The 12,571-nt window shown below is 35.7% G+C and carries 12 protein-coding genes; 8 read left to right on the top strand and 4 right to left on the bottom strand.

Going from position 1 to position 12,571, the window contains the following annotated elements:
• Positions 1-509: 509 nt before the first annotated feature.
• From AC1PU0_RS14905 to AC1PU0_RS14875, 7 genes are all read left to right on the top strand, one after another.
• Positions 510-1,166: a DUF998 domain-containing protein gene (locus AC1PU0_RS14905; protein ID WP_206849261.1), complete on the top strand. Its 657-nt coding sequence runs from the start codon at positions 510-512 to the stop codon at positions 1,164-1,166.
• A 413-nt stretch (positions 1,167-1,579) separates the two neighbouring features.
• Entirely contained in the window at positions 1,580-2,485 is a 906-nt protein-coding gene (locus AC1PU0_RS14900) for a phosphatase PAP2 family protein (protein ID WP_111247562.1), read from the top strand.
• Positions 2,486-2,753: 268 nt separating this feature from the next.
• Positions 2,754-3,674 carry a phosphatase PAP2 family protein gene (locus AC1PU0_RS14895; protein WP_206849262.1) on the top strand — a complete coding sequence of 307 codons (921 nt, stop codon included), beginning with the start codon at positions 2,754-2,756 and terminating at the stop codon, positions 3,672-3,674.
• Positions 3,675-3,936: 262 nt separating this feature from the next.
• On the top strand, positions 3,937-5,250 hold the full coding sequence (locus AC1PU0_RS14890) for an NCS2 family permease (RefSeq protein WP_069655042.1): 1,314 nt from the start codon (positions 3,937-3,939) through the stop codon (positions 5,248-5,250).
• Between the two features lie 144 nt (positions 5,251-5,394).
• On the top strand, positions 5,395-5,763 hold the full coding sequence (locus tag AC1PU0_RS14885) for a MarR family winged helix-turn-helix transcriptional regulator (RefSeq protein ID WP_069655043.1): 369 nt from the start codon (positions 5,395-5,397) through the stop codon (positions 5,761-5,763).
• An 88-nt stretch (positions 5,764-5,851) separates the two neighbouring features.
• Positions 5,852-6,955, top strand: coding sequence for an NADH-dependent flavin oxidoreductase (locus AC1PU0_RS14880; RefSeq protein WP_206849263.1), 1,104 nt, complete (start codon positions 5,852-5,854; stop codon positions 6,953-6,955).
• 132 nt (positions 6,956-7,087) lie between these two features.
• Positions 7,088-7,543: a GNAT family N-acetyltransferase gene (locus AC1PU0_RS14875; RefSeq protein ID WP_206849265.1), complete on the top strand. Its 456-nt coding sequence runs from the start codon at positions 7,088-7,090 to the stop codon at positions 7,541-7,543.
• A gap of 76 nt (positions 7,544-7,619) precedes the next feature.
• Here AC1PU0_RS14875 and AC1PU0_RS14870 read toward each other — a convergent pair whose 3' ends face one another.
• Both AC1PU0_RS14870 and AC1PU0_RS14865 read right to left on the bottom strand, forming a co-directional pair.
• Positions 7,620-8,633, bottom strand: coding sequence for a YdcF family protein (locus AC1PU0_RS14870; RefSeq protein WP_206849267.1), 1,014 nt, complete (start codon positions 8,631-8,633; stop codon positions 7,620-7,622).
• Between the two features lie 117 nt (positions 8,634-8,750).
• Positions 8,751-9,347 carry a lipoprotein BA_5634 family protein gene (locus AC1PU0_RS14865; protein ID WP_206849269.1) on the bottom strand — a complete coding sequence of 199 codons (597 nt, stop codon included), beginning with the start codon at positions 9,345-9,347 and terminating at the stop codon, positions 8,751-8,753.
• A 209-nt stretch (positions 9,348-9,556) separates the two neighbouring features.
• Here AC1PU0_RS14865 and AC1PU0_RS14860 point away from each other — a divergent pair, with 209 nt between their 5' ends.
• The gene (locus tag AC1PU0_RS14860; protein ID WP_206849271.1) at positions 9,557-10,747 is read left to right on the top strand and encodes an AbrB/MazE/SpoVT family DNA-binding domain-containing protein; all 1,191 of its coding nucleotides are present in this window, start codon (positions 9,557-9,559) and stop codon (positions 10,745-10,747) included.
• A 135-nt stretch (positions 10,748-10,882) separates the two neighbouring features.
• Here AC1PU0_RS14860 and AC1PU0_RS14855 read toward each other — a convergent pair whose 3' ends face one another.
• Together AC1PU0_RS14855 and AC1PU0_RS14850 are read right to left on the bottom strand one after the other, a co-directional pair.
• Positions 10,883-11,746: a sce7725 family protein gene (locus AC1PU0_RS14855; RefSeq protein ID WP_206849273.1), complete on the bottom strand. Its 864-nt coding sequence runs from the start codon at positions 11,744-11,746 to the stop codon at positions 10,883-10,885.
• Positions 11,746-12,417 carry a hypothetical protein gene (locus AC1PU0_RS14850; protein ID WP_069655050.1) on the bottom strand — a complete coding sequence of 224 codons (672 nt, stop codon included), beginning with the start codon at positions 12,415-12,417 and terminating at the stop codon, positions 11,746-11,748. The genes AC1PU0_RS14855 and AC1PU0_RS14850 overlap by 1 nt, the downstream gene beginning before the upstream one ends.
• Positions 12,418-12,571: the final 154 nt, after the last annotated feature.

Raw genomic sequence — 12,571 nt, 5'->3', positions numbered from 1 at the left:
TGTCCTTTTATTGGGGCTTTTTTAGGTTATATTGACGATTATCCATCCTTCAATACTACAGGACTCAGACTCGTAATCGTTTTAGTCTCATCTCTAATAAATTGGTATCTTCAAAAGGAGCAGGATATTGAAATCAGGCGCTAAACGATAGTTGAAGTTTACCACGGTGAATCATTGGGTTTTTAAATACATCATATAAAACGATACAGTTCCTTTCTCCATAAAAGTATCACGCTTTTCAGCATTTCACGCATTTGGATACGCAGTGCTAGAATATCACTAGTTAACATAGTAGTTTCCTCCTAATAGATGGTTGATTTAATAAGTGGCTGCCTATTTTTTGTGTTCATATATACCATTTGTGAAAACGTTCGCTAATAGAGGGCTAAAAATGAAAGGCAAAAAAAACCATTTTTTTCGAACTAAAGAATAAATTTTATTAAATTACCTCACAATTGCGTATAATTAGAATGACTAAACAGATAGAAAAATAAACTAGGAGGATCACGATGAACGGGTTAAAAAAATATGGCAATTACTTTTTATTATTCGGTGCAATAAGCGATTTTTTAACGCCTTACATTCTGGGGATTTTTTACCCAAATATGAACCAAAAGACTATGGTAATTAGTGTGTTTGGTGATGTTGACAGCCCCGTCAGACAAGAATTTTTGATTTGGTCTGTAGTGTCTGGATTATTATTCGTTTTGGCAATTCCATCAGTGTACCAAACATTTAAGAGCACCTCGCGAGAATTAGCCAGTTTGCTGGCGTTAGCAATCGGTTTTTACGGAGTTGGAGATTGTATTTTTACTGGCTTATTCAGCATTGATACTGAGCAAGCAAATTGGAATTTATCTACTTGGATCCATAATATTGGCTCTGGTTTAGGGTATATTGGCTTCCTTCTTTTTCCACTTTTTTTATATTTACTGTATCAAAAAAGAGAGGAAAAAAGGGAAAGTGGTGTTTATTTGATGTTGTTTTTAGTTAGTATTGTTTTTGCAAGTATATATGGTTTGGCACGAATTCCTACAATCAATCAGTTGCCTGTATTGAATCAGATTGGCCTTTGTCAGAGAGTGAGTTTTCTGTTTAATTACTTGCCAATCATCATCTTTACACGAAATCAAATCAAAAAAAGGAAATGTAACACAAAGAATTAAATTGGAAAACCTTGGCCATTCACTTGATTCTATTTAGCTACCTTTAGAATAAAAGTGATGAATAGAATACGAATTACAAAGATCAAATACTGGGAGTCATGGAGGGAGGAGCTCTGTGATTCCTTTTTGATTACCAAAGAAAATCTCACACATAAAAATTGGACTAAATTATTTACAATTTGTATGGTAATTTATGTTGATGAGTGGTAAACTATGATTTGTGAATAAGTTAATAATAATCAATACTAAAAGTTAGTAGTGAGTTTTGATTCATACGCCTAGATTGCTAAAGATTGACGAGTTTTTAGGAAACGCTAACATTTAATTGGAAAGAGCCCCTCAATTAGATATAGCTATTTTTCAGTCGAAGCTAAATAAGCCCATTACACTTTTATAATTAGGAGGAATTAAAGATGTTGGAAAAAGTGTCAGATAGTAGAAGAATTGCAATTGTTATCGCCATATTTGTGGTTTTACTAGGGATTGGTAGCTTTGGCGACTTAGCTATCTCAAATGCAGTGATGAGTCAAAATTCATATATTGCAACGTTTTTACAAAATTATGCTTGTTTTCCTGTAGGTGTCGTGATCATGATGAGTGGGGAAATTATCATGCAGTATGCGGTTCGATCGAGTCAACCTACAATTGCAAAATTATTGATTGGTGTGGCAGGAACGGCTCTTTCTCTCTATGGAATATGGTATTATTTAAAATTTGCTATCCAATATACATTATCTTCAATTCAAAATTTAGAACACAATCGTCCAATCGGTCAAGCGAATAATGATGGAGGAATCAATCCCACACTTTCAACAGGAATCAATATCATTATTTGTTTCGTTGTTTTTGCTATAGCAACACTAATTGTTCAAAAATGGTTAAGTCATAAATCAGCGGAAGAATTTGATCGATTGATGCGTGTGGCTATTTTAGGGATTGCAGTGGCGTTTGTTTATCTAATGTGTGTAGAAGAAATCAAAATTTTATGGGGTCGTGTTCGTCCGTATGAGCTAAACGGTGTTCAAGATAATTTTACACCATGGTACAAAATGAATGGTCCGACTGGACACAAGTCATTTCCTTCAGGGCATTCTTGCGAAAGTATGTTTGCTATATTTTTCCCTTTATATGCTAGCAAAAAAAATACGAAATTACGTAAGAGATTATTGATTTTTGGTGTGACTTGGGGTGCTATTACTGCAATCAGCAGAGTATTGTTAGGTTGTCATTTCTTTAGTGATGCAACGATGGGAGCTTTCATTATTATTTTTCTTGTCTTTGTTGGAACAAGATGTGCAAAATTAAAGCTTGTAAATTAAAAAAAAGTTAAAAACTGAGGTTGGAACAGAAGTGTTTATTTCCCAAGGAGTTGCTTCTGCTCCCATCCCCAGTTTTTTTAGTTGTTGTGATCTATATAAATATAGGATAAAAGTATTTGCCATAAAACAATGAATGTAGCGGTGATTTTTTTATTTTAGCACTAATTTTCATCTAAAACTTTACTCAATCTTAACGAAATCTATACGAAGATCATACTAGAACGCAACAAATCTCTTTTACAATTTAGGTTAGAGAGGAGGTTCATAAATGAACTTTATAAAAGAAAAAAGAGAACTTGTTACACTTGTAAGTTTAGGGATTTTGTTGTTGATAGGTGGGATAGGTGATAAGCAAATCAGTCAAGGAATAATGAATCAAGGATCGTTGTTTGGGACTTTTTTCCAAAATTATGGATTGATTTTTCCAGGTATCATTCTGTTTATGGCAACTCAAATTTTTATCTATTATGCAAAAAAGAGTGATTTACCAGCCTTCGATAAAGGGAGTATCTATGTTATTGCTATTATTGCTGGTTTCTACCAAATTTGGCAAATGGTTAAAATTATGCTTTTTTATACCGTTAATTCACTGAATAATCACCAAGCGAATCAACCGATTGGGGCAGCTAACAATGATGGCGGTGGATCAATGAGTTATCCAAATTGGTTCTTTCCAGTACTCGTGATTCTTTCATTCGTTCTCTTTGTGGCAGGGTGTCAGCTCTGTAAACGATGGCTAAAAGGAAAAAATCAACAGGAGTTAAATCGATTGCTCTTGGTTGGCCTAGGAGCAATCGTTGCTGTATATACGGCTAACACGATAGTGGACGCAATGAAAAATCTTTGGGGCCGATTTCGACCGTACGAACTGCAAAGTAATTTGAATAATTTTACGAATTGGTGGAGTATTAATGGCGGAAATGGCCATAAGTCATTTCCATCAGGACATTCAGAGCAAGCTTGGTTAGCCTTATATCTACCTTTGTTCGTTGCTCCTTCTAATAAGAAGAAACGTTGGAATATTGTACTTTTGACAAGTCTATTTGGTTGTCTTGTGGCTTGGTCTAGGGTACGGATCGGAGCGCATTTTCTAAGTGATGTCGCTGTCGGTTCTGTGATTGCTATCTTCGTGGTATACGTGGTTGCTCGTCTGTTGAATCAGGGTTTAGATGGAGAGGATTTGTCATAATTATTTCGTTGTTTCAGGTTATTTCCGAAAGGCTTGCTTCTGCTCCCACCGTTTATTCGGATTTCTTGAGGTTGAGATATGACTCGTAGAGTTATGCCTTAGCCTTATTTTTTACGTATATTAGAATAGTATGGATTAAGGCAAGATTTTAGTCTTTGTATTTACTTATCTAGCTGTTTATTATATGATTGAACACGTTGTTTAAGTAATGCAGTGCATATTTATGAATTATTTAATATTCAGATTTTTAGGAGGATATCAGGTGAAAGAAAAAATTATTTCCTATTTTGAGATCGACAAGTTAAATACGACGGTCAAACGAGAATTTTTAGCTGGGTTTACGACATTTATTTCGATGGCGTATATTCTATTCGTTAATCCAACTGTGCTAGGTGCTTCTGGGATGGATGAAGGAGCCGTCTTTACTGCGACTGCTTTAGCAAGTGCATTAGGGTGTATTTTGATGGGAATCTTTGCGAAGTACCCAATTGCAACGGCGCCAGCGCTTGGGATCAATGCTTTTTTTGCTTATTCCGTTTGTGTGGGGATGGGTGTTCCTTGGGAAACCGCTTTGGCAGGTGTTTTTGTAGCATCATTGATTTTCATTTTGATCACTATATTTAAATTACGTGAGTTGATCATTGATGCAATACCAGCAGATCTAAAATATGCTATCTCTGGTGGGATTGGGTTATTTATTGCGTTTCTTGGATTGAGTGAAGGTGGCATCATAGTTTCAAATGAATCGACTTTAGTTGCGTTAGGTCCATTGAATGTTGGAACGACGTGGTTGACTATTTTTGGTTTAGCGATTACAGCAATTATGATGGTCCGTCGCGTTCCAGGGGGGATTTTTATCGGAATGACAGCAACGACTATTTTGGGTTTAGTAACAGGTTTGATTGAAGTGCCTACTAAAATTATTTCAGGTGCGCCTAGTCTTAAACCAACGTTTTTAGTTGCTTTAAAGCATGTGGGGGACATAAATTCGCTCCAATTATGGGTCGTGGTTTTAACATTTTTATTAGTGACATTTTTTGATACGGCGGGTACCTTAGTTGGTTTAGCGAATCAAGCCGGTTTTATGAAAGACAATAAAATGCCTCGGGTTGGAAAAGCGTTAGCGGCTGATTCAACAGCGATGTTAGCTGGTTCTCTCTTAGGAACTTCTCCTGTTGGAGCATATGTAGAATCTTCTGCAGGAATTGCAGTCGGTGGACGTTCTGGGCTGACTGCTGTAACAACAGGTCTGTTCTTCATCGTGGGACTATTTTTCTCGCCGTTGCTTTCAGTCGTGACTTCTCAAGTAACAGCGCCAGCGCTAATTGTTGTGGGTGTTTTAATGGCTCAATCACTTAGTCAAATCAAATGGAAAGAAATGGAGATTGCAATTCCTTCTTTCTTGATTCTTTTAGGAATGCCATTGACTTACAGTATTTCTGATGGAATTGCGCTAGGGTTTATTTTCTATCCAATTACAATGATTGCTGCAAAACGTGGGAAAGAAGTATCACCAATCATGTATGGATTATTCTTTGTGTTTGTAGGCTTTATGTGGATTTTAAACGCAGGTTAAAGTAAAATAAGGAACTAGGAAAAGTCATGCCCTTGAGGTTCATGGCTTTTTCTTAATTAGTAAGTTTCTTAAAACGTTGACTTTTCCACCAAAAGAAAGCAAAATGTAACTAGTTTAAGAGAATAATCTGCGAGGAATGATCAAATGGAAACACCTCTTATATCACAATGGTTGGATTATACAAAGAAGCAGTCCATTGTTGAAAAAAAATTAGAAGACATGTTGAAGAAAAATAATCAACTTACAACAAGTGAGTATTATGCTTTATATCAACTTAAACAAAATGGCCGTCATATGAGGTTAAATGATTTAGGAAATTATTTATGTCTGAGCCAAAGTGCACTGTCCCGTTTAATCAACAGGTTGGAAGACAGAACTCCTGCGGTTATTGCAAGAAAAAATTGTGCAGATGATAAACGTGGTGTCTATGTAGAGTTAACCAATGAAGGGGAAAATCTAGTAATATCTGTTGAGCAAGAAGTAGAGGCTATTTTAAAAAAGTATTTTATTTAAAAGACTAAAGAGTTGCTTTTTAGTCTTTTATTCTTTATTATGTATTTAGTTGCATGCGCATGCATGTTTATGGTCGGGAGGAATTTGAATGAATAACGTAGATACAGGATTCACATTTAAAAGAGGATTACACTTAAAAAATCGACTTGTTGTGGCACCAATGACCACTAAGATGTCTTTTTTTGATGGCGTTGTAACAAATGATGAAATTGAATATTATGGCTTGCGTTCAGGAGAAGTAGGAGCATTTATCACAGCAGCAGCAAATGTTCATGAAAATGGTAAAGGCTGGGACGGAGAATTAGGTGTCTATGAGGATCGCTTTATTCCAGGGCTAGCTAAATTGGCGGCAGCGATTAAAAAGAACCAGACGAAAGCCATTTTGCAAATTTTCCATGCTGGAAGAATGACAGATTCTAACATATTACATGGTAGTCAACCTGTTGCACCAAGTGCGGTTGCAGCTGAAAGACCTGATGCACAAACACCGAGAGAGTTAACAGAAACAGAAATTCTTGAAATAATAGAAAGTTTTAAACAAGCAACAGAAAGAGCGATAAAAGCAGGGTTTGATGGTGTAGAAATTCACGGAGCGAATACGTATTTGATTCAACAATTCTTCTCTCCACATTCTAACCGTCGGACGGATGAGTGGGGTGGGACACTCGAAAAACGCTTCAAGTTTATCAATGATTTGGTTGATGGCGTAACAGAAGTTGTCGATCGATCAGATGTGAAAGACTTTATCGTGGGCTATCGATTTTCACCTGAAGAATACGAAGAACCAGGTATTCGTTTACAGGATACATTGTTCTTAGTCGATCAATTAGCCAATAAACCCTTAGATTACGTGCATTTATCAATCGGTAATTATAGAAATCATTCAGTTAGTGAGGCATATCAAGAAAAACCAATCATAGCCTATATAAAAGAAACGATTAACGATCGTCTTCCACTGATTGGTGTAGGCGATATTCGGAATGGTGCAGATGCAAAAGAGGTTTTAGCAACTGCAGACTTGGCTGCCGTGGGACGAGCAATTTTGATCGATCCTCATTGGGCTCAAAAAGTACTAGATGATCAAGATCATCTAATCAGAACAGAACTGTCTCACTATGATCGAGATGAGTTACGAATTAGTAATGGTGTTTGGGGATTTTTAGAAGCCATGATGCCAGAACGACTTCAATAAAACTAGAGAAGGAAAGGTCAGATAAGATGGTACTCATTTATCTGATCTTTCTGGTTTTTTATTTGCTATAGGAATAGGTATAATTGAAGCAAGGTCTAATGCGGGAAAAAAATAAAAAAATGGAGGAACCAAATGACACTCAAAATAGAACAAGTAAAGACAACAAATCCTGATTTATTAAGTTTGATTCAGGAGCTGAATGACTTCTTCGATGAAGAATGGGGAAAAGAGGTGGCTCAACGCTACCAAAACCATCATAATTTAGCGGAGATGTCTTATGCAGTTGTCGCATATGATGATGGGAAAGCAGTTGGGTGTGGCTGCTGGAAGCTGTTAGATAAGCAAACACCAGAAATCAAAAGAATGTATGTAAAACAAACGTATCGTGAAAATGGAGCAGCTGGAAAAATCATCCAGGCATTGGAAAGGGATATGCTAGAAAAGGGCTACCAACAAGCAGTGTTGGAAACAGGCAAAGAAATGCTAGGGGCTATTCGTTTTTATGAAAGACATGGCTACCGAATCGTTTCAAATTATGGCGAGTTTGTTGAGGATGATTTATGTATTTGTATGAAAAAAACATTATAGAAGGTGAAAAAATAGCGACCTTTCAATAGGGTCGCTACTCTTTTCGGATATCTTTAGTTTTTAGATAGGCAATTGACTATCTAAAAACTAAGGATGCCAAACAGATTAAAATCATAGACAGTGTAAACCATTTATATTGCGTTAACAAGGCAATGTATTCACGAATAAGTGCAGTCGGGAGGAAATACATTGCAGTTGGGGCACCAACCCCTTCGGCTTTTAAATGCGCCTTTCTTGCATATAAAGCACCGCGTAACACATGATAATTATTTGTTGAGAATAAAATAGTTGGCTCTCGCTTTTCAACCATCCAATCTTCAAAAATAATTTTTTTTGAAAAGAACATATTTTCAAAAGTTGTCGTTGATTGATCTTCCACTAAAATTTGAGTTTCTGGTATGTTCTGTGACAATAAGTATTTTTTCATCGCAAAGGCTTCTGAGACAGGCTCGTCCGCTCCTTGTCCGCCGCTAACGATAATTTTAGCTTTTGGATTTTTATGATAGTACTCAATGGCTTTATCTAATCGGCTTTTTAGTAATGGAGGAACATATTCACTTGTGATACCTGAACCTAAAGTAATGATATAATCAACTTTTTTTTTGATAGGGATCATTTGGTACATCCAAGAATAAAATAAATAGCAAGTAAATAGAAAAGAAAAAAGTAAATCACTTAACAAGACAAAAATCAAAAATGAAAAGAATAACGCAGGGATTTTGCTAGATCCAACTGACCATAAATAGAAAAAAGCAGGAACTGTAATAAGTAGATTGATCCCCAATAATGCGGAAAGTTTAGCGGTGACACTGCGGCCTTCCTTTGTCTGCATCGTATGTGTATTAAAAATAAAAAAGACACACATACCCAAAAATAGTAGTGGAACTAACGCATAAACAATAATAAGAACCAGGGTAGAGCTGTTTGCGGAAATTTCGCTTACCTTTAACAATCCCATCATCAATAAAGTCAACGTAAGAAACAAGCCCCCAAACGCGAAAATCATCCCACCAAAAAAACTACGACGTTCTTTTAGTAAGATTAGGCTACCAATAATAACAAAAACACAAAATACAATAACGAATGGCATGATAGTTAACTCTCCTTCACCAAATAAATAGGAAGGGTGTGGGAAAAAAGTAAAAAGCACTTTTGTTTCACACCCTAAATGCGAATAAACGGTGGGAGTAGGAGCAAATGGTGACGTTTAGGCCCCACTCTCATTATATATTTGCGTCTGTTCGATTTTAGTATAATTGATTAGAGCTTTAGATGCATCTGTTTTGACTTTTAAAACGCCTAAATAAATGGGAGAACCAGTAAATTCATTGTATTGATTTTCTGGGAGAATTAACAAATTATTGACAGTTGCAGAGGACTCACCTAAAACAACATACTCATTAATAGTCGTTGGAAATGCTTTGTTTGCTTCGTCAGTAACCAAAGCGTTATGTTCTTTTGAATATAACGCTGTTTCGTTCGGAGCAATCGTTCTTATTGGTTCGAATTTGTAATTTTCTTTTGAACCTGTTACTTTTTTGAACGCATTAAACGCAATTAATTTTTGTGCATCAGTTGTATTTAAAGCAAGAGTTTTGGAGTTGTCGATCCATTTTCCTTCAACAACGACTGATTTCTCAATATCTTTTTTTTGTGCATGGATTGAATCATTTATTTTTGTTCCATCCTTGTCTATGAGAACAATCCCATATACGGGTTTATGTTTAAAATTATTGTAGGCAAAAACTCCTCCTACCGATAAAACAACTAAACTTATAACAGAAACAAATATTTTTTTTAACATAAAAATCTCCTTTTATAATTATTTAACATCAGTATATGAAAAAAACGAAAGATCAACCATCGATTATTACGTATAAAAACGAACAATAATGAAAGATAAAATAATATTTTAATAGGTGATTCGCCTAATAGGCTACCTAAAACTTGCTTTTATACTAAAGAAATCTATACTATTTATGAGATGTTAAGATTAGGTCAGGAGGAATAGTCATGGAAGAAAAACAATTTAGTGTTACACTGCCAGATAAGATAGTAGAAGAGTTTCACTTAGAAAATGAAGATGATGTAATAGTAAGTATCAAAGATCAAAAAATAGTGATCGAGCCTAAAAAGAAAATGGCAGGTAATCAGACCCTCTCTCTAAGATGGTTTTTGATTCCGACAATGGTGTTCAGTATTCTATTTTTAGGCTACTTATTTTATACTAACAACAGCCAAATGGCGTTAGTAGGTCCTTATTCAATTGCAAATTTTGTCCTTTCATTAGGTGTCTTAAGTGGTATTTTTAGTTTTTTACTCTTTTTTATTAAAGGGAAAAGAAATCAAGTTACAACACAGTCGAAGGATATTTATTGGCGGAATTTTCCTACAATCTTGCTTTCATTTGTTGTCATTTTAGTTTTTACATTATTAGTATTTTTTAAAGTAATTGGAATAGTGTTTATTGGTGCGACCTTTGATCGTTATACTGCAACCTTGTTATTTTTTGTGTTTGTCGGATTAGTCAATTATTTTATGATTTACTCAGCATTGTCGATCACACCGGCTAAACTGACTAATTTATTGATATTTGTGATTATTGGTGGCGTTTTGCTTGCCATGATCACAAACAAAGATTATCAATGGTGGCAATTCAACTTTAGCTTTTTAGGAACAATCGAAGCTAAAAGTCGTTGGCAATTTAATTTAACGTTGATGTTTTCTTCATTGTTGATGGTGGCATTGATCGATGGGTTATTTGTAGAATTACAAAAAGCGATGCCACATAGTAGACGATTAACGATTTTGCGAATTCTCTTAACCTTGACGGCACTGGATCTTGGGGCTGTCGGATTATTTCCGTATACTGAAACAGGTCCATTTCAAGGGATTCATAATCAAGTGGCGGGTTATTTAGTGTATTTGATTGTGATTTTGATTGTGGGGATCAAGTGGTTACTACCTAATGTAACGAAAGAATTCCTGTCGATTTCGTATATGATTGCAGTAACACTAGTCGTAGTTGTTATGTTATTTCAATGGACTAGTTATCTTTCACTTACGGCATTTGAGTTATTATCGTTCATGCTAGCATTTAGCTGGATCGTGTTACTGCTTCAAAATCTACAAAAAATGGCGCAAAACATCAATAATACTTTTCAGGAAAAAGTCAAACTGGAACCTGGAAACAAAAAGGAATAAGGATAGTAAATTAGAGGTTGGGAAAGAAGCGTTTAATCCCGATAAACAAGAAGGGATTGCTTCTGCTCCCACCGTTTATTCGCATCTGGGGTGTGAAACAAAAGTGATTTTACTTTTGATGTGCGCCCTATTTTCTTATTCAAAACGATCTATGTATCGAGACATCAATTCCATATGATGCATCACAGCAGCTTTCCTCATAACCCCCATACCAGGAAATTTGTCGTTTGAAACTGCTTCAAACAATAAGTCGATTCCTAACGTTACGTTCTCGCCACACAATTTACTTTTCCATGTACGGATCTCGTCCATGACCTCAAAAAATTTGTCTCTTTGCGAGGGTGTTTCTTCACTTGAAAGGAAATGATGGATTCGCAGCATACTATTTTCAAAATAAACAAGATGCAAACTCAAGATTTTTGATGGATATCGATGTTCGTAGTAGATTCGGCTGTCAATTGAAAAATCACTAAAACCGACAAATCCGTTTTGTTGAAAGATCAAATGCGTATCTGAAAAGAATTCATCAAGACATTCTTGATAAAAACTGGTTTTAGGGAGCCTTGTAAAGACATCTTGGGAGAGAATCTTATCGCCTTTGACTTTTTGCAGTAGACGAAATTCTTTTGGGATCAGGACTTTGGTATGATTCCCGAGCCAATCGCTTTGTAATGCAGGAGTTGAGTTTCTGATTACAAATAATTGAGGTTGTTCATTCAGCGTTTCAATAGGCTGTTCCACGATCATTGCCTTGTTCAATGGCAATGAGTTTAAATAAAGACTACCTTCTTTAGTCAGAAAATCACCAGATTGAGGGTTTTGAATCAGATAAAAAGGATGTTTTTCCCTATGAAATACCTCAACGAATTTCTTTAAGGTATTCGAATTTTTGACGGGTTCAATAATCGGCAGAATCTTTTTAGATAAGCAGTTTTTTTCTACCAATTCTGTCAAAGCGAGTAAGTCAAACTGCTTACCGCGAAAATAAGGGTAATACATTATTTCCCCTCCAATAGACGCTGTTCTAGTTCCAAATAGGCTTCGCGTGTGGCGTCTAATTCACTTTTTAAGGCTTCCACTGCTTGATCACAACTATCTTCAACAAAGCGATCATAAAAATTCACACCACCACCAAACAAATCATAATCTGGTTGTCTTTTTTTTAACTCTTTGTATAGCTGATCCGTCGAAAATACGCGTAAACCGCGAGAGGTTTTTTTCGCTTTGCCGACTTCGCGAGCTTGAGCTGTGATCAAACGAAAAAGCAATTCGTGCTCATTGACCAAAAGTGGTTGTCTTTGCGGTTTTTTCTCTATTGTAAAATAGCCAGGTAATCTTTGAGCTTCTTCAGAAAGATATTGATGATAAACCATGACCCCGATATGGCTGGGTATTTCTTCTTTTATTTTTTCAAAAAGAGCAGCGGGCAAGACAAAATAATTGTAGTTTCCAATAAAGGAAAGTTTTGCTTTTGAACGAAAATCTGCTTTACTGACCTTTAATTCATAACAGCGCCATTCGAATTGTTTCCCCACATTCAAGCGACAACTCAATGTATCAACAATCCCTTGGTCATCTGGCATCGTTACTTCTTCCACTACGATATCTCCATTTTCCCGACAATAATAATAGAGCACTTCTTCCATCTGGGTTGTTAATGATGTTTTCATAGTTAGCTCCTTTTTCTTTTCTTCTACTATAAAACGTATGTTCGTAAAAATAAAGTCTTTTTCTTATTCTTTAAAAAAATAATAATGAATGAGTTGAATCTAAAAAAATAAAATTCCAGAAAGGGTCTTTTTTTTTCAGAAAAGGAAAGGAATG

The organism is Enterococcus sp. XAF26B05_ASV22, assembly GCF_056727285.1.
The sequence above is the reverse complement of the archived record's forward strand: the minus strand, read 5'-3'. Positions and strand labels throughout refer to the sequence as shown.

Bases quoted from the DNA above. Each gene is read 5' to 3' on its own strand.
- AC1PU0_RS14885 (WP_069655043.1), top strand. From the start codon at position 5,395: ATGGAAACACCTCTTATATCACAATGGTTGGATTATACAAAGAAGCAG.
- AC1PU0_RS14895 (WP_206849262.1), top strand. From the start codon at position 2,754: ATGAACTTTATAAAAGAAAAAAGAGAACTTGTTACACTTGTAAGTTTA.
- AC1PU0_RS14850 (WP_069655050.1), bottom strand. From the start codon at position 12,417: ATGAAAACATCATTAACAACCCAGATGGAAGAAGTGCTCTATTATTAT.
- AC1PU0_RS14855 (WP_206849273.1), bottom strand. From the start codon at position 11,746: ATGTATTACCCTTATTTTCGCGGTAAGCAGTTTGACTTACTCGCTTTG.
- AC1PU0_RS14900 (WP_111247562.1), top strand. From the start codon at position 1,580: ATGTTGGAAAAAGTGTCAGATAGTAGAAGAATTGCAATTGTTATCGCC.
- AC1PU0_RS14865 (WP_206849269.1), bottom strand. From the start codon at position 9,347: ATGTTAAAAAAAATATTTGTTTCTGTTATAAGTTTAGTTGTTTTATCG.
- AC1PU0_RS14860 (WP_206849271.1), top strand. From the start codon at position 9,557: ATGGAAGAAAAACAATTTAGTGTTACACTGCCAGATAAGATAGTAGAA.
- AC1PU0_RS14870 (WP_206849267.1), bottom strand. From the start codon at position 8,633: ATGCCATTCGTTATTGTATTTTGTGTTTTTGTTATTATTGGTAGCCTA.
- AC1PU0_RS14875 (WP_206849265.1), top strand. From the start codon at position 7,088: ATGACACTCAAAATAGAACAAGTAAAGACAACAAATCCTGATTTATTA.
- AC1PU0_RS14880 (WP_206849263.1), top strand. From the start codon at position 5,852: ATGAATAACGTAGATACAGGATTCACATTTAAAAGAGGATTACACTTA.
- AC1PU0_RS14905 (WP_206849261.1), top strand. From the start codon at position 510: ATGAACGGGTTAAAAAAATATGGCAATTACTTTTTATTATTCGGTGCA.